Source organism: Sphingomonas sp. BL-S-25 (assembly GCF_055521555.1).
In genome coordinates this window covers 66,956-87,522 of record NZ_CM145486.1, presented here as the reverse complement: position 1 = coordinate 87,522, position 20,567 = coordinate 66,956, and the positions used below count along the sequence as shown (strand labels likewise).

Sequence of the window (20,567 nt, the reverse complement as noted above, 5' to 3'; positions counted from 1 at the left end):
GCACGGGCGGCGGGCTGCGCTATCGTGGGCGGCTGACAGGGGAAGATCATCATGCGTCCGACATCGATCCTTTGGTTCGAACGACTCTATCTGGCGGCATTCGCGCTTAGCCTGGTCTCGATCGCGCTGAGTTGGGAAAGCGGCGTCGCGATGATGGAGGCAAATCCCAACACCCGCGCGATGGGCGCGGGCGTGCTGGTGTTCGGATCGGCCGCCGTCTGCATCGGGACCCTGTTGCTGTGGTGGTTCGCAGCACGCCGGCGCAGCGCCACCGCAAAGTGGCTGATCTCGATCTGGTTCGTGATCTCGACAGTGATGCTCGCGCTGACGCTCTTCCGCAGCGGCTTGCGGTTCGACATCGTGTCGGCAGTCGGCTGGGCGGTCTATCTGTTGCGCGCCTGGGCGCTCAGCTATCTGTTCAAGCCGGACGCCGAGGCGTGGTTCGCCGGCGCGCCCGACGGCGCCGCGTCAGCCGAAGCGTAACAGCTGCTCGGCCAGCTCGGGCCGGCAGATCAGTAGGTCCGGGATCGCGCGTTCCTCGAGATTATAGACCATCGGCGTGCCGTCGATGCGAGAGACGTGCAGCCCGGCCGCCGCGGCGACCGCCACCGGTGCGCAATTGTCCCACTGATATTGTCCGCCGGCATGCCAATAGACGTCGGCTTCGCCGCGCACGACCGCCATCGCCTTGGCGCCGGCGGAGCCCATCGGCAGCAGTTCCGCCCCGATCGCCTCGGCGATCCGGGTCACCTGTTCGGGTGCGCGCGTGCGGCTGACGACCATGCGCGGCGGATGATTGGCGGGGGCCAGCGCGGGGGGATGGCCGGTGCACAGGGTGATGCCGAGCGCGGGCAGGGCGACCGCACCCACCCCCGCCACGCCGTCGATCGCGAGCGCGATGTGAACCGCCCAGTCGCCGCGTCCCTCGCCGAACTCGCGCGTGCCGTCGAGCGGATCGACGATCCAGACGCGGCGATGGTTGAGCCGTTCGAGATCGTCGGCCGATTCCTCCGACAGGATCGCATCGCCCGGTCGCTCGGCGCGCAGCCGCGCCAGGATCAGGTCGTTCGACTGAAGGTCGCCGGCATTGCACAACGCCTTGCCCGACAGGCCGCAGGTCTGGACCGCCAGCAGCAGCTTGCCTGCCTCGGTCGCGATATCTGCGGCGAGTTCGGCATCGGTCATCGGGGTGATCGTCACAGGGTCGGGCTCCACACGCCCATGATCTGCTCGACGATCAGCTCGGCGGCAGCCTCGGGCGAGGTTCGGGTGGTATCGATGCGGATCTCCGGGTTCACCGGTGCCTCATAGGGGCTGGTGATGCCGGTGAAATTGGCGATCTGGCCGCTGCGCGCCTTGCGGTACAGTCCCTTGACGTCGCGGCGCTCGGCCTCGTCGAGTGGCGTGTCGACGAAGATCTCGAAGAACTCGCCCTCGGGCATCATCTTGCGCACCAGTTCGCGCTCGGCGCGGAAGGGCGAGATGAAGGCGGTCAGCACGATCAGGCCGGCATCGGTCATCAGTCGAGCCACCTCGCCGACGCGGCGGATATTCTCGATCCGGTCGGCATCGGTGAAGCCGAGATCCTTGTTCAGCCCGTGGCGGACATTGTCGCCGTCCAGCAGGAAGCTGTGCTTGCCCAGCGCGTGCAGCCGCTTCTCGACCAGATTGGCGATCGTCGACTTGCCCGAACCGGAGAGGCCGGTGAACCACAACAGGCGCGGCGACTGGTTCTTCTGGCGCGCATGCGCCTCGCGGTTGATCTCGGTCGCCTGCCAATGGACATTCTGCGCACGGCGCAGCGAAAAGTTGAGCATGCCCGCGGCGACGGTCGCATTGCTGATCTTGTCGATCAGGATGAAGCCGCCCAGCGCCTGGCTATCGCCATAGGGCTCGAACACGATGCCGCGATCGGTATAGACCTCGGCCACGCCGATATCGTTCAGGCCGAGCGTCTTGACGCTGAGTTCGGCCAGCGTGTTGACGTCGATCGCATGACGCGGCGGCTGGACGGTGGCGCTGACCGTCTGGGTGCCGATCTTCAGCCAATAGGCGCGCCCCGGAAGCAGCTCCTCCTGGTCCATCCACACGATCGTCGCCTGGAACTGGTCCGCGACCTGGGGCGGCGCTTCGGCGGCGGCGATCAGGTCGCCGCGCGAACAATCGACCTCGTCGGCCAGCGTCAGCGTAACCGACTGGCCGGCGTCGGCTTCCGCCAGGTCCCCGCCCAGCGTGACGATCCGGGTGACGCTGGTGGTCCTGCCCGAGGGCAGGATGCGCACCTTGTCGCCGGGCTTCACCGTGCCCGAGGCGATCAGGCCCGAGAAACCGCGAAAGTCGAGATTGGGACGGTTGACCCATTGCACCGGCATGCGGAACGGCTTTTCCCGCTCGGCATCGACGTCGAGCTCGACCGTTTCCAGATGCGGCATCAGCGCCGGGCCGGCGAACCAGGGGGTGTTGTCCGACAGGGTGGTGATGTTGTCGCCGCGAAAGCCCGACAGCGGGATCGCGGTGAAATCGGCGATGCCGATCGAGCTCGCGAACTCGCGATATTCGGCGACGATCGCATCGAACACCGCCTGGTCATAGCCGACCAGGTCCATCTTGTTCACCGCCAGCACGATGTGGCGGATGCCGATCAGGTGCGCGAGATAGCTGTGCCGCCGCGTCTGGGTCAGCACGCCCTTGCGCGCATCGATCAGGATCACCGCCAGATCGGCGGTCGAGGCGCCGGTGACCATGTTGCGGGTATATTGTTCGTGGCCGGGCGTATCGGCGACGATGAACTTGCGCTTCTCGGTCGCGAAGAGGCGATAGGCGACATCGATCGTGATGCCCTGTTCGCGCTCGGCGGCAAGGCCGTCGACCAGCAGCGCGAAGTCGATCTCCTGCCCCTGGGTACCGACGCGCTTGCTGTCGGCCTCCAGGGCGGCGAGCTGATCCTCGAAGATCATCTTGCTGTCATAGAGCAGCCGCCCGATCAGCGTGGACTTGCCGTCATCGACCGATCCGCAGGTGATGAAGCGCAGCAGCGACTTGTTCTGATGCTGGGCAAGATAGGCGGAGATGTCCGACGCGATCAGCGCATCGGGGCGATAGGAGACGGTCATGCGGTCCTCGCGGGGAGGGCGGAGCGGAGCAGGCGAGGCCCGGGGACAGTTCCCCTCCCTGGAAGGGAGGGGTTAGGGGTGGGTCGCTCTCGGATGTCGGAGCAGCCGAGCGATACACCCGGCCCCCGGCCGACCCACCCCCGGCCCCTCCCTTCCAGGGAGGGGAGACTGGCGTACTGCGCTCTGGACAAGTTCAGCATCGCGGCCATCAGAAATAGCCCTCCTGCTTCTTCTTCTCCATGCTGGCGCTCTGGTCGTGGTCGATCGCGCGGCCCTGGCGTTCGCTGGTGGTGGTCAGCAGCATTTCCTGGATCACCGCCTCCAGCGTGTCCGCCTCGCTTTCGACCGCGCCGGTAAGCGGGTAGCAGCCCAGCGTGCGGAAGCGGATCGAGCGATCGACGGGAACCTCGCCGGGGCGCAGGCGGAAGCGGTCGTCATCGACCATCAGCAGCATGCCGTCGCGCTCGACCGTCGGACGGGGCGCAGCGAAGTAGAGCGGGACGATCTCGATTCCCTCCGCCAGAATATATTGCCAGATGTCGAGTTCGGTCCAGTTGCTGATCGGGAAGACGCGGATGCTCTCGCCCTTGGCCTTGCGGGCATTGTAGAGGTTCCACAGCTCCGGTCGCTGGTTCTTCGGGTCCCAGCGATGATTGGCCGAGCGGAAGCTGAACACCCGCTCCTTGGCGCGGCTCTTCTCCTCGTCGCGCCGGGCGCCGCCGAACGCAGCGTCGAAGCCGTATTTGTCGAGCGCCTGTTTCAGCCCCTCGGTCTTCCACAGGTCGGTGTGGAGGCTGCCATGATCGAACGGGTTGATCCCGAGCGCCTCGGCCTCTGGATTGTGATGGACCAGCAACTCCATGCCGGCGGCAGCGGCGGCACGGTCGCGAAGCTCGTACATCGCCTGGAACTTCCAGGTCGTATCGACATGGAGCAGCGGGAAGGGCGGGGGCGAAGGATAGAAGGCCTTCTTCGCCAGATGCAGCATCACCGCCGAATCCTTGCCCACCGAATAGAGCATCACGGGCCGTTCGGCCTCCGCGACGACTTCGCGCAGGATATGGATCGATTCGGCTTCGAGGCGTTGCAAATGGGTCAGCGACATTGCGCGTCAGTTAGTGTCACAAACCGCCGCGCAGCACGCCTTTTTTGTTGGCCCCGCTACAGCCAGCCTATTTGCCGTAATGCTCGCGATACCATTGGACGAAGGCATGGACGCCATCGCGGACGCTGGTGCCGGGAATATAACCGGTCAGCGCGTTGAGCAGCGACGGGTCGGCCGAGGTTGCGGGCACGTCGCCGGCCTGCATCTCCATCATGTTCAGCTTGGCCTTCATGCCCAGCGATTCTTCCATCATCTCGATGAAGTCCATCAGCGGGGTCGGCTGGCCGCCGGCGATGTTGACGACGCGGTAGGGCGCGACCTTCGACAGACTGTCGATGCCGGGCACGCGATTGGCTTCGCCGGGAACGACATCGGCAAGGCGGGTGATCGCCTCGACCAGGTCGGCGACATAGGTGAAGTCGCGCGCCATCTTGCCATGGCCATAGACGTCGATCGCTTCGCCCTTCAGCGTCGCCGAGACGAACTTGAACAGCGCCATGTCGGGGCGGCCATAGGGGCCGTAGACGGTGAAGAAGCGGAAGGCGGTGGTCGGCACGCCGAACAGGTGCGAATAGCTGTGCGCCATCGCTTCCATGCTTTTCTTGGTGGCAGCGTACAGGCTCATCTGCTCGTCGGTCCGCTGGATCTCCCCGAACGGCATGTCCTCGTTCGCGCCATAGACCGACGAGGTCGAGGCGAGCATCAGGTGGCGCGGCTGGATCCGGCGCGCCAGTTCGAGCACGGTCCACGAACCGACCAGATTGCTGTCGACATAGGTGCGCGGCGCCTCGATCGAGTAACGCACGCCCGCCTGCGCCGCGAGGTGGATGATGATCTCGGGCTGAGCCAGGTCGGCGGCCCGATCGAGCGCCGACTGATCCTCGAGCTGCCCCTTCACGAAGCGGAAGTCCTGATGCTCGGACAGCTTCGCAAGCCGTGCTTCCTTCAGCCGGACATCATAATAGTCGGTCACGGCGTCGAAGCCGGTAACCTGATGCCCGTCGGCGAGCAGCCGGCTGGCGAGGTGGAAGCCGATGAAGCCGGCAGTGCCGGTGATCAGAAATCGCATGATGCCTTCCCCAACGTCGGCAGCCCTCCCGCCGGTCAATCGCGCCTCGGATAGATGCGCGACCCGCGGACGGTCAACCTGGACTTTGCTGCATATGCGAAGTCACTTGATTGGCGGCAGTTCCTCGTCTGCCAAATTCTCTGGAACAGGGATCAGGCCACGCGCTTTCATTTGCGCAATCCGTTCGATCTCGTTCCGACAGATGCGGAGACGGGTCGCTGAGTCGGGATGGGTGGGGGCATTTAGAAATTCTAGCGGGTGCGATCTGGCATAACGTTCCCAGAAGGTAATCGCGGACTGTGTGTCATATCCGGCACGATCCAGCAGATAGATGCTCAGCCGATCTGCCTCGACTTCCGTCTGGCGTATGAGACGCCCGCTTCTGCCGAGACTGGATAACAGCCCCCGCTTCACCCCGGCTTGGTTCAAGCGTTCCCTATGCCTCAGGATATTGTGAGCGAGCTCGTGAGCGACGACAACCGCAATATTCTGTTCGTCCTCGGCAAAGATCATCAATCCGGTCGATATTTCCACGGATTTACCGTCGGCTCGTGACTGAAGGCTAGGCGATACGACCGTCTGAAATCTGCTCGCGCAGCCGGTCTGAAGGACGATATCGATCGTCATGATCTCGAGTTTACGCTGAACCGTGAGCGTAAGCCTGTGATCCGCCGACGCTTGGTCCAGTTGATCCAGAACTCGCGCGATTCGGTCATAGGTCTTCCGCCTGCCCGAGGCGGGCCGGGCGACATCGCGGGAATCGACGGCCAGGAGTGCGTCCCCAACCTGCAGTCCCGCCCGAGATGCGGCGCTGTCTCTGGCGACGGTCAGTACCAGCGGGGGGGCACCGAATCCGAATTCGGCGCGAACCTGATCGCGGTCCTGCGCCGGATATTGCGACAGGTCGTGAAGGGTGAATCCCGGTATAGGGGTCTGTCTACACAAGGCGCCTGCGCTGACCGTCAACCGATAGGCGATGTCACTGAGAATCTGATCGAACTGCTGCTGGCTCCGATAGTCGGATGCAGTCGCCTGCGCTGGAGGCAGGGTAATCAAGATCGCGCAGGCGAACAGGAACCGGAGCGGCATGATTTGCAGCGTAACTAATGATGATTCGGCCGGCAAGCGCATGACGCTGCGGCTGTCCTCGCTCAATTTCTGGTGCACCGCGGCGAAATTATTTCGCACACGCACATGATCGATTGACGGTGCAGTGCGTTTGTGGGAATAGGTAACCAAGATCGTCGCAGGGTAAAGGGAGTTCAGCATGAAGATTATCCGTAAAGTCCTTGTAACGGCTGCTGCTGTTTCGATGGTGGCGGCTTCGGCTGCTGGCGCTGCGGTCCGTCCGTCGGACTCTCTCGTGTCAGCCTCCTCTGCATCGAAGATCGCGCCGCTTCAGGGCCGGCAGGGTGCGGACCTCGAGCAGGCGAGCAATCTTGGACCTCTCGCCATTTTCCTGATCGTGTTTGCGTCTATCGCTGTGACGACGACGGTGGTTGTGGTCGCCAGCGAAAGCCCGTAATTCCTTCGATCGAGCCCAATGAAAGGCTGCGCTTGGGTTCAAGCGCAGCCTTTTTCGTATCCTGATCCTATCTTCACGCTGGTGGGGGCGATGCAGCAATGATGGGTGAACGAGCGCAGGGCAGCGCGGTTCTCAGCTATCCAGTTGGTGCTTTGATACGCCAGCCGGTATTCGCCCTGCCGTTGCTGTTGCTGGTGGCCGCGTTCCTTACCGGGGGAGCGGCCAATGGCCAGCCCGGTCGAGACATGATCGTCGGGCTGGTCGCCGCCGCGGTCCTGCTGGCATCTCTTTTCGGCGTAATCCGGGCGGGCTTTCCGAGGCACACCTGGTTGCCACTCATCCTGCTTGCCGCGGTTCTCGCCGTTCCACTGGTGCAACTCATCCCGCTGCCGTTGGAATTGTGGACGGCATTGGGTGGGCGAGAGTCGTCCGCACGGACGCTTCAGTTGATTGGCGCCGAGTTGACGGCGCGCCCGCTTTCGCTCGATCCCGAACTGACGGCCCTGGCCGTCCTGGCAATCATCCCAGGCGCCGCCATGATGGTCGCGGTCATGCGGCTCGACTCGGGTCAGCGCGAAGTGCTGATTTGGGCGTGCATCGCCTTGGCCGTCGCCAGTCTCGTATTCGGCGTTTTCCAGATGAGCATGGGCGCTCGCGCACCGGCCGTCACGCTGTATAGTCGAGCGCACTTTGGCCAGCCCGTCGGTGTCTTCGCCAATGTAAATCATCAGGCGGACCTGCTTGTGCTCGCCTTTCTGTTCGCCGGAACCTTCGCTATACCGCTTCGCGGAGCCGGTGCCCCCGTCCGGTCGGGCAGGCCGGTCTGGGTGTACGCGGTCATGGCGACGCTTGCATTCGGCGTGGTGGCATGCAGTTCCCGGTCAGGGATCGCTTTGCTGGGTCTTGCGACGCTGGCGATCGTCGCCCGGCACCTGTTTTCCGGCGCGAATGCGAAGTGGATCGTCGGTATTGTGATCGCCTTGCTGGCGACGGTCACGCTGCTGGTCATCTACAACCCTATATTCGCGCGATCCTTCGCCGACTTTTCGAGTGCAGATGACGGCCGATTCCATTTCTGGCCGAATATTCTGTACGCGATCGACAGCTTCGGGCGATGGGGAGCAGGCGCAGGGACCTTTGACGGCGTCTATCGTTCGGTGGAGACGCTGGACACGCTGTCTCCGCGTTTTCTCAATCACGCGCATAACGACTATCTCGAGCTATATCTCGAAACAGGTCTCGCTGGCGCAGTTGTTCTTGTCGCTTTCCTCATCTTCTTGGCGATCCGGATGGCCAGGCCTGACACGGACCCGCTCTCGCGACGTCTCGCCTATGCCGGTGGCGTAGGAATCATTATCCTGCTGCTGCACTCTGCCGTTGACTATCCGCTCCGTACCCCGCTGCTCAGCGTGGTGTTCGGCATGTGCTGCGGCCTCCTGATCAAGCCGGTTACGGCAGATCGAGCCCGCGACGGGGCGGGCGCCCGCCCATGGATCTTGCGCGCCGTATTCGCCGGCGCCGGCGCGATCCTGATGTACGCGACCGTCATTTACGGCGTCGCCGCGTCAGCGGTCGCCGCGAAGGACAGCCGTACCGCGCTTGCCGTGCGCCCGGCGTCCGCGGCGGCGTTATCGCTGGCGGCGGAGCAGGCGCTGGGGAACAATGATCCTGCACGAGCGCAAGGCTATGCTCGCGAAGCGCTACTGCATAATCCACGGGATGTCGTAGCTCTGCGGGTCTACGGGATCGCGGTGACCTTGCGCGGGCAGCCCGAGCTTGGGGCCAATCTGTTGCTTCAATCGGGGGCGCTGGGATGGCGCGACGGCATTACCCAATTGTGGTTGATTCGCGCGGCCGTCGCCGATCGGAACTATGCGACCGCGGCGCAGCGCATCGACGCCATGCTTCGGACCGAGACCATGCGAGAGCAGATGCTCCCGCTGGCCCACTATATCGCACGCGACCCGAGTGCGGAATCCGAGCTGCTGGCTCGACTGGTGGAAGATCCGGCATGGCGTAGAAGTTTCTTCAGGGACCTGAATTTTATCCCGGCCGACGGGATTGCGGCTCATCAGCGGCTGATCGAGGCCCTGATCAAGCGGGAGGGGCACGCCCGTCGCAGCGAGGTCGCGCCTTTCGTGAACTTGCTGATCCAGAAGGGTGACATCGCGGCGGCGCAGCGGCTGTGGCGGGTCGCGATGGGCGCGAAAGCGCCGCCAGCCGGCACCTTCGTGTTCGACGGTGACTTCGATCAAGATCCTGCTGCGGATGACATGCAGCCTCGCTATCCGTTCGAATGGCAGTTCGATGTGACCAATGGCGGCAGCGCGGCGCAGGGCCCCGCGCCGTCCCAGGCCGACGACAACGCGTTGATGGTGCAGGCCAGCAGTCCGTCGATCCGGTTGGCGCGTCAGCTTGTCGTTCTGCCACCCGGCGCGCATGTGCTGCATTATGATGTTCTCGCGGCGAGCGGCGCTTCTCCCGCAAACTTCCGGTGGCGTCTCTATTGCCAGCCGGGCCGCGAACTTGCCCTGCAGCCCGCACCGGCGGATGGTGAAAAAAGCGGCGTCACCCGCGCTTTATCCTTCGCGGTTCCCACGAATTGCCCCGCGGTTCGTATCGAACTTCATTCGCGAGGTGCCATAACGGGACAGGTCGAAGCGTGGTTCGATCGGGTGGGAGTCCGCTAGCGACTAGATCGGGATGATTTCCAGGGCGACGCGTTGCTGCGGTGCGGCATAATCACTTTATCGTTAACGCGTTTTGATTTATATGTGCAGCTATTCAGGGGATCGAAGAGGGGCGCGCCGAGTGAATCTCGAATACGGGACCTTAACCGCCAACGGTCGAACAAGCTTAGCCGAGGTCGGCTTCAAGCGCAGTTCGCGTCGCCTCGTACGGATCCGGCTTCGCATGGCGTTGCTGGCATTCGACGTGGCGGCGATCCTGGTCAGCTTTGGTCTGGCGTTTTTCGCCTATCCGGTCGGGAATGACGATGCGTGGGCCATCGCTACCGTACTTGCCCCGATCTATGCGATGTGCGCGTTTGGTGCCCGGGCCTATGCCAATGAAATACTTGCAAATACGCCACTAGGCGTGGCCCGCAGCCTGCAGGCATTGCTGGTGGCTGTAGCGGTGCTGCTGTTCGCTGCCTTCTATCTGAAGGCGAGCGCGCAGATGTCGCGTGGAATTTTCGCCATCGGCATCGGCGGTTCCTTCGTTACATTGACGGCCGCCCGGATCGCCTTTGGTGCCGTTGCCAGTCGGATCCTGAATGGCAGCGCATTCATGGTCGTGCTGATCACCGACGGTCGGTTCGGCATCAATCCGAACGATTATTCGGTCGTCCTGCCGACGTCGGCCTTCGACCCCAATTCGCACGATCCGGATATGTATGACCGCCTAGCGCGTGAGCTGCGTGACGCCGACCGGGTGGTCGTCAGCTGTGCGGAGGAGCATCGGCTCGCATGGGCTCATGCGCTGAAGGGGGCCAATGTCCAGGCGGAGATCATTGCGCCGGAACTGGCCTCGATGCGGCCGATGGGGGTTGCCCGGTTCGGCGACGCGCCGACCCTGGTCGTCTCGCGGGGCCCGCTGAAGCTGCCCAGCCGAATCATCAAGCGGGTATTCGATATCTGCGTTGCAGGGCTCACCCTCCTGATCCTGCTGCCGGTATTCCTCGTAACGTCGCTGCTGATCAAGCTGGAGAGCCCGGGACCGGTATTCTTCGTGCAGACCCGCATCGGCCGCGCCAACGAATTGTTTCGCATGTACAAGTTCCGGTCGATGCGGACGGACCTGGCCGATCATCACGGTGGTACCCTCACTGCAAGAGGCGGTGATCCGCGCGTGACGCGTGTGGGCAAATGGCTGCGCAAGACCAGCATCGACGAGCTGCCACAACTCCTCAACGTCCTCAAAGGTCAGATGAGCATCGTTGGGCCGCGTCCGCACGCCCTGGGCGCGCGAGCGGCGGAAAAGCTGTATTGGGAAGTCGACGGGCGCTATTGGCATCGTCACGCGGCGAAACCTGGCCTGACCGGCCTGGCGCAGGTGCGGGGGTATCGGGGCAATACCGAGGAAGAGCACGACCTGACCAACCGGCTGCAGTCTGACCTCGAATATCTCGAGCGTTGGTCGATCTGGAAGGATCTGTTTATCATTGCGATGACCTGCAGGGTCCTGCTGCACAAGAACGCGTTTTGAGCCCTATCCTGCGAGGCGTACGGGTCGTTATGGCGGTGGGAATCGGAGAGCTGCAGCTCATGGAGCCGCCGAGACATTGCCATAGCGTTAAGGACGCGATCGTGAATGCTGCGTTGCAACATTTATTGTTGTTGCCGGCGCGGAGGACTTAACTATTGGCGGCGAAACAATGGTTCGGTGCCATCTCGGGGTGCAGGTGTCCGTGCGAATGATAGGGCGTCAGAAATGATGAAGGCGGCAGGCCAAAGGGAGCGGCGCAATAGGCGTGGCGCTGTATCCAAGCCGCGAACGCGCTCCGTTTGGTGGATCGATCCGGCTAAATGCCTACTGTTCCTGGTTTTACCGATTTTCTTGCTGAGCACATGGCTCGGCGCGTCCGAGATGCATCGATTTGGGTCTCAGAATTTCCTCTCGCTTCAGACAGTTGCTTTAGGCGCTCTTTCAATTTTGATGTTAGCAGCAGGGTGCAAACTCGGTGAGATGGGTGCTGGGTCGCCAACGCCCGCCGCGCCCGATCCTGTTGTGTTCAAGCGTGTTTTATTTTGGCTGACCGTAATAGTCCTATCCGCCCAGCTTATTTACATCGGTAGCGCATTGTTGAACCCGCAACTTGTTGCGATGATCCAAGGCGAACGTGGTGCAATCTATGGTCTGAAAGACGATCTAGTCAAAATTCCTGGAATAACCTCGATTGTCAACGTTTCACCTCTGTTGATGGCAATGCGTGCGTATGCACAAATGGATACTCGAGATCAGAAACTTCTACCTATCCTACGCGACCCTTTGTTCATGGCACTATGCGTAGCGGCCATCCTGCGGGGTTTTGTTGCGGCAGAGCGCTTCGCAATTATTGAATCTATGATCGGCTTTGCCATTCCTTGCATTGCTATGCGTAGGAAGAGAATACCTCTTTTGGGCCTCTTGCCTCTTGTGGCGGTTGTAGCCATCTTCATATTGTTTGCGCTTGGAGAATATACGCGGTCTTGGCCATATTATATGGATCAGTATGACTCCTTCTGGCAATTTGCTTGGCTTCGGCTACTCGCATACGTCGCTGTTGCGAGCAACACTGGTGCGGGTCTAGTCCTAACTACCGACCCCATCGCGGTCCCTTATTTTACGATGGGATGGATATTTAGGCTTCCGATCTTTCCTGGATCGTACATAAGTCCGATGGAGGAGTACTTCCGATACTTTGGGAATGCTGAGTTCAATAATCCTGGGGGCTTGTTTTCTGCGTATATAGATTTCGGTTATTCTGGGATTTTTTATTACGTTTTAATGGGTACGGCGATTGGATGGTTTTACGGACAGTTTCGTCATCGAACCATCGTGGGGGTGTTGATGTATCCTGGAATGTATGCGGGGTTGGTCGTCGTTATTCAGGCAATCTATTGGGGGAATTCCCGATACTTCACTCTATTTCTCGTTTCGGTCGGTGTTGTATATTTGCTCAACTCGTCTGCCTCTCGAGCATCGCCCAAACGCGGACTACGGCGGGCCGGTCCGCCCTCGCGAGTTATCGCAAGGTGACTGTCCGCGAACCGCTGGCGCCTGTTTCATTTTTTCTGTGGCTCGATCTTTTTCGATGGGTTGCGGCTTGGTTTGTAGTTCAGAGCCATGCTGGTGGGATCTTTATCCTGCCGCTCAGCTACATTCCGTCGGACGAACGTCCGCTGCTGGCTTACCCCTATTCGTTTTTAGGCGGTTTCAGTCACTATGCGGTTATCGTCTTCTTTGTGCTCAGTGGTTACTTGGTGGGCGGATCGTGGCTTCGCGACAAAGCTAAAGGCCGCGCTTCCATTTCTATTTACATGTCGAAGCGTATTGCGCGGCTTTGCATCGTCCTTTTCCCGACGTTGATTATAAGCGCCTTGCTGATGCACTGGGGTGTAGCTATTTATCCCGGTATCGACAACCTTGGCATCTACGGGGCGACGCGATTAGCGAGCGCTCAGCCTGAAGTGTTGGCGTGCAATGCGGTATTTCTCCAGAATGTGTTATGTGATCGCGCTGCTGGAAACGTGTCCCTATGGTCTTTAACGCACGAGTTCTGGTATTATGTGGCCTTCCCGTTACTCATGGCGGGGCGGAAGAGTGCAGTCATCGGCATCTTTCTTCTTGGGGCGCTCACCTACATGCAGGTCTCTGCTGCTCCAATACTTCCGTATTTCCTTATCTGGCTGATGGGGGTGGCGGTGGCGGTTGCGCCTCACCGAGCGCTGTCCATTCGCATCACAGTGGTCCTTTTTTTGCTCGTAGTCGTTCTAGCCCGGTTGGCGTTTAAGGACGACGGCGGCTTCTGGATCGACATGGGAGTGGCGTTCTTGCTTGGTGCGCTGCTCCTTGCGATGAAGAGTTCGCAGAACTTGAGGGCTCCGCCGTTTCCACGCCTTCATAGCGTTCTGGCCGGGTTCTCCTATACGCTTTACTGCGTTCACGTGCCGGTAATGCTTTTCCTATCATCCATTTGCGTCGCCTTGATTGGACGTGGATATCGTACCATCGCCAGCACTTGGATTGATCACGCTATTCTGGTGGGCGGCATTTGCACGACCTTGGTCGTCGCGTATCTCTTTTCGCTTGTGACGGAAGCGCACACCGATCTATTGCGTAAGTGGTTACAGGTGTGGATGGATAGTTCTGGCCGAACGTTCCGTGCGAAACGGGTTCCACGGAGTTGAGGGCCATGCCATCGATCGTTTTACCCTCGAACCGCGTTCGCGACAGCCGGCGGCGCGCGGCGTTTCACTGGCGGGCAGATCGGTTCGCGGACGCGGGATGGTATTTCGTCTCGTGCCCACAGGCGTGAGCGTTTCTCTATTCCCGACCCGAGATGTCAGCATTGTCGGTCCACAAATGGAGTTGCTGTCGGACCGGCCCGGCGTTCGATGAGAATCGCACCCGGGCTGCTCCAGTTGATCGTCCTTGCTGCGACACGGAACATCATTAAGAAGCCGGTAATGGCCGCATATTGTGCCCAGTCGTTATCGAGCGCACATCTTCTGCCCAACGGGCTGCGCGCCGACCTGCTGGATCGATCATTGCCGACTCCGTTCGGGTACGATGAGCCTAAGAATTTGGCATCGCTGGGGGGCGGCGCTTTTCGACGACCAGCGCGGAATTTTTTGTATGATTAGAGTACAATATTGTCTTGTTTCAGCGCGCAGATCGTAATTATTAATAGTGAACCGGAGGCGCGTCTGGCGCGGAAGTTCGTGCACTTGGTGAAGGCGATTAATGAAGACCGCTATCCTATTCTCGAGCCACTTTTACCATCAGCCCCGTCGCGGCGGTTTCCACTGGATTGCTGACGAACTGCGCCGGCTCGATTGGAACGTGCGATTTGTGACGGTAGATTTCAGTTGGCTGACCCAACTGAAGGGAGATCGACGGACGCGACACGGGCAGGCGATCGGAATTAATCGCCTCGTTAGAATCGAACCGAATTTGGAAGTCGCCGTGCTCAAGACCTTGAGCCACCCCATTGGGCAGGGAGTGGGTTTCAAAGCGCGCTTGCTGAATCTGATCACGCGCGAATACCCAGGGCGTGGGATTCAAAGAGTGAAGAGTTGGGCGGATGGGGCAGACCTTGTCCTATTCGAGAGCAACGCGTCTCTTTTCTTTGCAGCCACGATCCGCGAGATGAGCGACGCTGTTCTGATCTACCGCGTTTCAGATAATCTCAGCGCCATTCGCCGGGTGCCGTCCCTGCTTGAAGCCGAACGTAGAGCGATCTCCGAAGTCGATCTTGTCAGTCTGGCGAGTCCGACCCTCGCGTTGCGGTACCGAGATAACTGCAAAGTACGGATCGACCCCATGGGATTGGACAAGGCGCAGTTCGATACGCCGCGGCCGAGCCCGTACCCCAGTGATGGCCGTACGAGGGTGATTTGTTCGGGGACATCAGGCCTCGATGCGGAAAGCTTCCTGCTCGCAGCGAGCAGCTTTCCAGAATGGGAATTTGTTCTCATCGGCGACACGCCACACGCGTTGGATCTCCCCAATATCCGCAAAATCGGTGAGATTCCGTTTGCGCAGGTCGTACCGCTGGTAAAGCATGCCGATATCGGATTTGCCCCATATATTGTCAGGCCGGGATTCGAGTATCAGGCGGAGCACTCAAACCGCTTGCTGCAGTACACCTATTCTCGGTTGCCATCGGTGGTTCCGGACGCGCTGCAGTCCGACGAGCGCCCACATTTCCTGGGCTATCGTGCGAAAGATCCCGGTAGCATCGCCGCGGCGTTCTCAGCCGCAGAGCGTTATGATCGCTCGTGTATCCCCGCACACGAGGTATTGAGCTGGCACGAACTGGCGGCACGTCTCGCGGACACTAAGCGGTCCGATTAACCGTCATTGGACGTCCGGGAGGACGGGTAGCAATACTTGGTCCAGCGCCATCCGTGGCGATGTGGCCACGCGATAGCGTTCTGGAAGATTTCCCACCGCGATGAGCATGATAATGACCTCGTTGTCAGGGAGGTGAAGCAAATCACGCATCCGCTTATCCTGACCGGCGTCCGACGACCAGTTGAGTGGACACGTGCCGAGCCCCAGATAGGTAAGTGCGTACATCAGGCTCATCGCGAAAAGGCCGCCATCCACCCAGCATTGATTGCGTTCTCTAGCCCCGCGAAAGACGCCCAGGTAGGAAGTTACGATAAGGACTCCCGGAATCTGGTGTCCGAAGCCGCGGTTGCCCCCTTGAACGGCCAACACCTGATCAAGCAACGCCCGGTCGTCCAGATATCGGACGCGGCCGCTTTGCCTGTTGCAGACAGACGGCGTGTGCAAGGCTAGCTGCGCTGCTTCCCTGATCAGCTTGGGGTCGACCAAGCTGTTCTCGAACATTCTGACGCTTCGCCGAGCCTTAACCAGTAACGGAAACGGCCCTGCTGCCTCGGTTTGCGTCCGCGTGGCGGTCAATTCGATGAACCCGCCCAGCGCCCCGTTAGGATCTGGCGCGCCCAAGTCCCGGATGTAAGACAACGTGTCGGGCAAGGCGAGATCTGCGCCGTCGTGAAATGAAAGGTAGTGACTGATCGCATGGCGAGCCATTTGAGGGGCTGCGTCAGAGGTGTCGAGTTTGCGCCGCTCATACTCAGTCAACAAAGCCCGTAATTCACTCAATGGGGCTGCGCCGAAGCCACTACGGACCTCCGGCATCGCGAGACCCTTCTCGATAGAATGCGCTTTCTGGAACAACCGAGCGCGCAATTGGCGGTCGTTCATGGGTGAAGCGTTAGAGGCGGCGCTGCGAAAATAGCGGCGCGCATCATATATTTCATTGAGCACAAGTAGGCCGAAAGCCCGCACACGCTTTAAGATGCGTACCAATCCCATATCAATGTTTCCGCGCAGGAGATTTGATCAACCCTAGCAGTACCGTAACCTGCGGACGCGCAATCGCGACCAAGGCTAACAGATACAGTGGTAAGGACGCGACGATTATCAAGAAAACCGTCACGATATCGGAGGCTGGCACAAACCGGGTGATCGCAAAGGGGGCTAGCAGAAGGGTGGCGCCAGCCAGAAAGGGTCGCAACCAGGCGGCAAACAGCACCGCTGGGGAAGCTCCTAGAAGTGCGCGTGCCACGATGAGCGCCAGTACAATTCCTATTGCCCCACCCAACAACGCGTACGTTGTCACAACCGCTTGAACAGAATAGCGAGCCATGAAAGCCGCCGGCAGCACCGCCACAGCGAACATGAGCAAGGATCGGAAAAAGACAACTCGTAGGTGACCTTGCCCGCTCAATGCCTGTGTCACGATGCCGATCAGAACGGCCAGTGGGCCGTTAACACAGAGGATCTGGACAACTTCAGCACTCGCATCCCCGTTTGTTCGGCCGATCATTAGCGGAAGCAGGAACGGGGCCACTGCTATCAAGCCGAAATAGGCGGGAGCGGCTATGGCGCTTCCGACTGCTACCGCATCATTCAACCGGTCTGCAACACCCGGTACGCCACTTTTGATGCGAGCGAAGATTGGCATGATCAAGAAGCGGAAGGGTGTGATGACGACGGCGTCGACAAGCGTAAAAAGCCGAGCGGCAATCTGCAAAGCACCGCCCGATGCCGTCCCGAGCTGAAGCACTGTCGCATACTGCAGCACTGGCATTGTGGCCGCTGCTAGAAGGTGTCGACCCGACAGTGCGATCACCCCGCTCGCCACCTGACGTAGCCAGAGATGGTCGAATTGTGCGGAAGGCCGCCATCTTGAAAGCAGGATCGTGAGAGTCGCCGCGAGTAGGGCGTTGATGGTCGTGAACCCAACCATCGCCCAGGCACCGGCGCCTACCGAGATCAAGCCTACCGCGATCACGCCGGAAAGAACAGCCGAGACAGCGGTGCGAAGACCTAACGAACGTGTATTAAGTTCCTTTCGGAGCAACCCTTCAAAAACTGCTGAGCAAGACCAAAACAGGGGGCACAAGCTGAGGACCAGAAGATAATAGAGAGCATTTGGATCGTTGATGCCAGAGGCGATCAGAGGTGCGGTCGCGCATAGAAATGCTGACATGACAACGCCGGTACCCAGCGACGCCCAATGAAGCGTCGACCACCTGGCCTGACTTCCATCGCTTTCTTGCACGACGAAGTCAGGCACTGTGGTGGTCAGTATCGCCTGTAAAATAAGTATAGGCGACTGGGCAGCGGCGACTGCTCCAACTTCACTCAGCGTAAGCCACCGTGACAAGATAAGAAATACAACAGCGTTTGCACCTACGCGCGACCATTGCAGGACGCCCGACCACAAAAAGGTGATGATGCGGTCACGATTCACTGTTTAGCCTACAAATTTTGTGCAGCGAGAAGTTGATACTTTAGGTAGGCTATGGACTCTTTGCGACGAGGTGCCAGTAAATTATAAACACTATCCCAATCCGGCGTGATATCGGCCAATGTTAGATCGGGCGGTGGAGCTGGGCGATCGTGTAGAAATGTGGACAAACCAACCCAGTCCAGAGCCTGTTCAAGTTTCATTCTCTTGGCGGGATTGACGTGCGCAAAAAATGGGCGCCGAAATATAATAGAGAAAAGTATCCCATGGAAGAAATCAGTGATAACAGCCGAAGAATGCTTTATCAGCTGCATCCACTCGGCTGGCCCAATCCCGATGTAGTTCGCATCTGCTTGTCGGTGGTGACAACCAATGCATACTACCTGGAGGCCTTCGCGTTCTGCGAAACTCCTGATGGCATTCATTTCCGAGTCAGTCGGCCAAGAGTAAACTGCGAGATAAGGTCTGTCGTGGAGGGGGGGTAGGTCCTCGCTCTCAAAATCCCATATCAGAGTAGGGTCGAGAACGGGTGTGACTGGATGTCCAACTAATTCCTCGACCGCAGATGCCGTGAAGGTGTCGCGAATTCCTAGACCGGAGAAGCGCTTTAGAAGCGGCCCAACGGCAGGGGCATGTTCACGGAGATCGGTAACGGTCGAGGAGCTTGCGGCGTAAGCGCAAAGCTTTGTGCGATCGGGGCTTAGAAAGTCGAAGTAGAACGATGTATCGAAGCGCCGCATATGATCGACTTTCCAGACCTCGTCGCTGCCGACGAACGCGATGTCGTATCGGCCATCCAGATTTTTCAGCGCAGTTCGCTTGAAAATGGGCGCCCCACTGAATTTCAATTTATTTCTAAGAAAGCTGGCAAATCGACGGATGCGTTCGATGTGAGCGACAGAACGTCGCCGGCCTAGGAAGAGAAATTTCCCATATTGCAACAAGGCCCGCGGGGGAGTGTAGTTGATGACCTCGACGTCGGCACCAAGCTGGGTCAGCCGGCGACTCAATGCGTAGCATTGCAGCGTGGCGCCGTAGTTGGGCGTGTTGTGAAACGTAAGGATGCCCGCCTTAGGGCGTCGGGCTGAGCCGGTCGGCCCGGACGCATGCGAGCCGTGCGATTTGGTTGTCACGAACTTCCCCCGATTGGTTGAGAACTCATACCGTCACTTTGCTGCAGTGCAAACAAATCGTCGCATAACGGTGCAAGTTTCGTCGCAGGACGTTGCGCAGTGCGGGGTGCAGGGCATATTCTGGGGCCATGTCCGCGCTACCGAACGTGACTCGCCGCAAGCTTCTGGCGAGTTCTTTGTTGCTGTGTTCCTCCAAGGCCTTGGCCGTTGGACGGGCGCTGAACGCTGGCGATTTCGGCGTCCGGGCTGTGCCGGGATTCGACAATCGCGCCCCGTTGCAGGCCTTTCTGGACGCTTTGGCACGGGGCGGATACGCCGACGCTGTAATTCCGCCCGGCCGATACTCGGTTTCCGGCCCGTTGGTGCTGCTGTCGCTCCAGGTTCGCGACCTTCGCCTCATCGGGGAGCGGGCGCAACTGGTTTTCGAGACGGATCGACCGGTCGAGAAGGGGGCCATGCTGGTCCTCGGATCTCGCGACGGGCAGGGGGGGCGGATCGAATTGTCCGGACTTTCCGTGCGGCTGTCCCGGCCGACGATAAGAACGGCTGGAAATGACATGATCCGGCTCCGCGGATTTGCCGACTATGCCGTCGAGGGACTGGAGATCGGCTCCGCGGACAATATGGGGCTGACGATCGGGCGGGGCGATCGACGCGGCTTCCTTCCGGATCGCATCGTTGTTCGAGACTGTCGGATAGGTGGGTGGAGAGAGGCTTCACCTCACAGCCACGCATCGATCGGCGATACCGGAATATGGGTTGTGACCCCTGCGATCGAAACCGAGATTTCAGGTTGCGTGATACGAGAGACCGGCGACGACGGCATCTATGTCGGTCACTCGGCGGCACCGGGAATTCGGCGGACGGTCATTCGCAACAATCAGATCTCGAAGTCGGGCGCCCGCGGCATTGCCCTCTCGGTCCCGGGGGCAGAAATCGATGGGAACGTTATCGATACGACCAACATCTGCGGAATCGCATGTGAACGGATGAACGGCAATGACGGCTCAGGGGCGACGGTCACGCGCAATGTCATTCGCCGGGCCGGCCAGTTGGAAGCAGGGGATACAGGCATCAACATGATGCCGAAGGTTCATGGCCACGCCATTTTCATCTACCAGCCTGGGGGCCACATATCTTGCGCTGACAATATAATCGACAGTTCGCGGGGCTCCGCGGTTGGCTTGCTTTCGCATGCCGATGGTAATTTCCAGGGGCTTCGCGTTTCCGGGGGAACGATGTCGCATATTTCCGTCGGGGTTAGCGGGGCTCCGGTGCAGCGGCCCGGTGGGGTTTTCATGCGCGGCGGATCTGCCGATCGGACGTGCGATGACGTGCATGTTTCCGGCGTCACCATCAGCCGCAGCATTGGGCCGCTGCTGAGATGGCAAACGAGTGGCACTTCTGATGATCGCAACGTGTCGATCAGCAATACGCGGTTGATCGGCTGCGGATTGAACCCGAAAGACGCGTTGGTACAGACTACGCATCGACGAGGCGGGATATTGCGCGACGCCTTTGTGGACGTAATTTCGGATCGCGGTGGGCTATTGCGACGTCAGGGTCCGAGCGACGCGAAGGTGAGGGTCGAGGTTCGGTCTTAGGTGTTGCAGTGCAGCAGGGCGATTT

The 20,567-nt window shown here is 60.1% G+C and carries 16 protein-coding genes; 8 read left to right on the top strand and 8 right to left on the bottom strand.

Annotated features, from left to right (window positions below):
- Positions 1-51 precede the first annotated feature (51 nt).
- Positions 52-483 carry a hypothetical protein gene (locus tag ACZ1H8_RS00445; RefSeq protein WP_465179436.1) on the top strand — a complete coding sequence of 144 codons (432 nt, stop codon included), beginning with the start codon at positions 52-54 and terminating at the stop codon, positions 481-483.
- Here ACZ1H8_RS00445 and ACZ1H8_RS00440 read toward each other — a convergent pair.
- From ACZ1H8_RS00440 to ACZ1H8_RS00420, 5 genes are all read right to left on the bottom strand, one after another.
- The gene (locus ACZ1H8_RS00440) at positions 469-1,185 is read right to left on the bottom strand and encodes a 3'(2'),5'-bisphosphate nucleotidase CysQ (protein WP_465181452.1); all 717 of its coding nucleotides are present in this window, start codon (positions 1,183-1,185) and stop codon (positions 469-471) included. The genes ACZ1H8_RS00445 and ACZ1H8_RS00440 overlap by 15 nt on opposite strands.
- Before the next feature lie 11 nt (positions 1,186-1,196).
- The gene (gene cysN / locus ACZ1H8_RS00435) at positions 1,197-3,113 is read right to left on the bottom strand and encodes a sulfate adenylyltransferase subunit CysN (RefSeq protein WP_465179435.1); all 1,917 of its coding nucleotides are present in this window, start codon (positions 3,111-3,113) and stop codon (positions 1,197-1,199) included.
- Positions 3,114-3,321: 208 nt separating this feature from the next.
- A complete protein-coding gene (cysD, locus tag ACZ1H8_RS00430; RefSeq protein ID WP_465179434.1) occupies positions 3,322-4,218 on the bottom strand; it encodes a sulfate adenylyltransferase subunit CysD in 897 nt (298 codons plus the stop codon).
- Between the two features lie 67 nt (positions 4,219-4,285).
- On the bottom strand, positions 4,286-5,287 hold the full coding sequence (locus ACZ1H8_RS00425) for an NAD-dependent epimerase (protein ID WP_465179433.1): 1,002 nt from the start codon (positions 5,285-5,287) through the stop codon (positions 4,286-4,288).
- Positions 5,288-5,389: 102 nt separating this feature from the next.
- The gene (locus ACZ1H8_RS00420) at positions 5,390-6,556 is read right to left on the bottom strand and encodes a M48 family metallopeptidase (RefSeq protein WP_465179432.1); all 1,167 of its coding nucleotides are present in this window, start codon (positions 6,554-6,556) and stop codon (positions 5,390-5,392) included.
- Here ACZ1H8_RS00420 and ACZ1H8_RS00415 point away from each other — a divergent pair.
- The 6 genes from ACZ1H8_RS00415 (at position 6,555) to ACZ1H8_RS00390 (ending at position 15,371) form a co-directional block, all read left to right on the top strand.
- Positions 6,555-6,812: a hypothetical protein gene (locus tag ACZ1H8_RS00415; RefSeq protein ID WP_465179431.1), complete on the top strand. Its 258-nt coding sequence runs from the start codon at positions 6,555-6,557 to the stop codon at positions 6,810-6,812. The two genes, ACZ1H8_RS00420 and ACZ1H8_RS00415, sit on opposite strands and share 2 nt — an antisense overlap.
- A gap of 98 nt (positions 6,813-6,910) precedes the next feature.
- The gene (locus ACZ1H8_RS00410) at positions 6,911-9,502 is read left to right on the top strand and encodes an O-antigen ligase family protein (RefSeq protein ID WP_465179430.1); all 2,592 of its coding nucleotides are present in this window, start codon (positions 6,911-6,913) and stop codon (positions 9,500-9,502) included.
- Between the two features lie 223 nt (positions 9,503-9,725).
- The gene (locus ACZ1H8_RS00405; protein WP_465179429.1) at positions 9,726-11,018 is read left to right on the top strand and encodes an exopolysaccharide biosynthesis polyprenyl glycosylphosphotransferase; all 1,293 of its coding nucleotides are present in this window, start codon (positions 9,726-9,728) and stop codon (positions 11,016-11,018) included.
- Between the two features lie 225 nt (positions 11,019-11,243).
- Positions 11,244-12,551, top strand: a complete 1,308-nt coding sequence (locus ACZ1H8_RS00400) for an O-antigen polymerase (RefSeq protein WP_465179428.1) — start codon at positions 11,244-11,246, stop codon at positions 12,549-12,551.
- Positions 12,548-13,702 carry an acyltransferase family protein gene (locus tag ACZ1H8_RS00395; protein WP_465179427.1) on the top strand — a complete coding sequence of 385 codons (1,155 nt, stop codon included), beginning with the start codon at positions 12,548-12,550 and terminating at the stop codon, positions 13,700-13,702. Before ACZ1H8_RS00400 ends, ACZ1H8_RS00395 begins: the two co-directional genes overlap by 4 nt.
- Before the next feature lie 556 nt (positions 13,703-14,258).
- Positions 14,259-15,371 (top strand): GumK N-terminal domain-containing glycosyltransferase, encoded by a 1,113-nt coding sequence (locus ACZ1H8_RS00390; RefSeq protein WP_465179426.1) that lies wholly within the window; start codon positions 14,259-14,261, stop codon positions 15,369-15,371.
- Between the two features lie 3 nt (positions 15,372-15,374).
- On the opposite strand, the gene ACZ1H8_RS00385 is transcribed toward ACZ1H8_RS00390, so the two are convergent.
- Genes ACZ1H8_RS00385 through ACZ1H8_RS00375 form a run of 3 tightly spaced genes read right to left on the bottom strand, consistent with a single transcriptional unit; the run spans position 15,375 to position 18,938 of the window.
- Positions 15,375-16,364: a nitroreductase family protein gene (locus tag ACZ1H8_RS00385; protein WP_465179425.1), complete on the bottom strand. Its 990-nt coding sequence runs from the start codon at positions 16,362-16,364 to the stop codon at positions 15,375-15,377.
- Position 16,365: 1 nt separating this feature from the next.
- On the bottom strand, positions 16,366-17,808 hold the full coding sequence (locus tag ACZ1H8_RS00380) for an oligosaccharide flippase family protein (RefSeq protein WP_465179424.1): 1,443 nt from the start codon (positions 17,806-17,808) through the stop codon (positions 16,366-16,368).
- A gap of 8 nt (positions 17,809-17,816) precedes the next feature.
- Positions 17,817-18,938 (bottom strand): polysaccharide pyruvyl transferase family protein, encoded by a 1,122-nt coding sequence (locus ACZ1H8_RS00375; RefSeq protein WP_465179423.1) that lies wholly within the window; start codon positions 18,936-18,938, stop codon positions 17,817-17,819.
- A gap of 128 nt (positions 18,939-19,066) precedes the next feature.
- Here ACZ1H8_RS00375 and ACZ1H8_RS00370 point away from each other — a divergent pair, with 128 nt between their 5' ends.
- Entirely contained in the window at positions 19,067-20,542 is a 1,476-nt protein-coding gene (locus ACZ1H8_RS00370) for a right-handed parallel beta-helix repeat-containing protein (RefSeq protein ID WP_465179422.1), read from the top strand.
- Positions 20,543-20,567 lie beyond the last annotated feature (25 nt).

Excerpts from the sequence above, each read along its gene's own strand:
- cysN (WP_465179435.1), bottom strand. The coding sequence starts at position 3,113 with ATGACCGTCTCCTATCGCCCCGATGCGCTGATCGCGTCGGACATCTCC.
- ACZ1H8_RS00445 (WP_465179436.1), top strand. The coding sequence starts at position 52 with ATGCGTCCGACATCGATCCTTTGGTTCGAACGACTCTATCTGGCGGCA.
- ACZ1H8_RS00400 (WP_465179428.1), top strand. The coding sequence starts at position 11,244 with ATGATGAAGGCGGCAGGCCAAAGGGAGCGGCGCAATAGGCGTGGCGCT.
- ACZ1H8_RS00410 (WP_465179430.1), top strand. The coding sequence starts at position 6,911 with ATGATGGGTGAACGAGCGCAGGGCAGCGCGGTTCTCAGCTATCCAGTT.
- ACZ1H8_RS00370 (WP_465179422.1), top strand. The coding sequence starts at position 19,067 with ATGTCCGCGCTACCGAACGTGACTCGCCGCAAGCTTCTGGCGAGTTCT.
- ACZ1H8_RS00405 (WP_465179429.1), top strand. The coding sequence starts at position 9,726 with ATGGCGTTGCTGGCATTCGACGTGGCGGCGATCCTGGTCAGCTTTGGT.
- ACZ1H8_RS00425 (WP_465179433.1), bottom strand. The coding sequence starts at position 5,287 with ATGCGATTTCTGATCACCGGCACTGCCGGCTTCATCGGCTTCCACCTC.
- ACZ1H8_RS00415 (WP_465179431.1), top strand. The coding sequence starts at position 6,555 with ATGAAGATTATCCGTAAAGTCCTTGTAACGGCTGCTGCTGTTTCGATG.
- cysD (WP_465179434.1), bottom strand. The coding sequence starts at position 4,218 with ATGTCGCTGACCCATTTGCAACGCCTCGAAGCCGAATCGATCCATATC.
- ACZ1H8_RS00390 (WP_465179426.1), top strand. The coding sequence starts at position 14,259 with ATGAAGACCGCTATCCTATTCTCGAGCCACTTTTACCATCAGCCCCGT.
- ACZ1H8_RS00420 (WP_465179432.1), bottom strand. The coding sequence starts at position 6,556 with ATGCTGAACTCCCTTTACCCTGCGACGATCTTGGTTACCTATTCCCAC.
- ACZ1H8_RS00385 (WP_465179425.1), bottom strand. The coding sequence starts at position 16,364 with ATGGGATTGGTACGCATCTTAAAGCGTGTGCGGGCTTTCGGCCTACTT.
- ACZ1H8_RS00440 (WP_465181452.1), bottom strand. The coding sequence starts at position 1,185 with ATGACCGATGCCGAACTCGCCGCAGATATCGCGACCGAGGCAGGCAAG.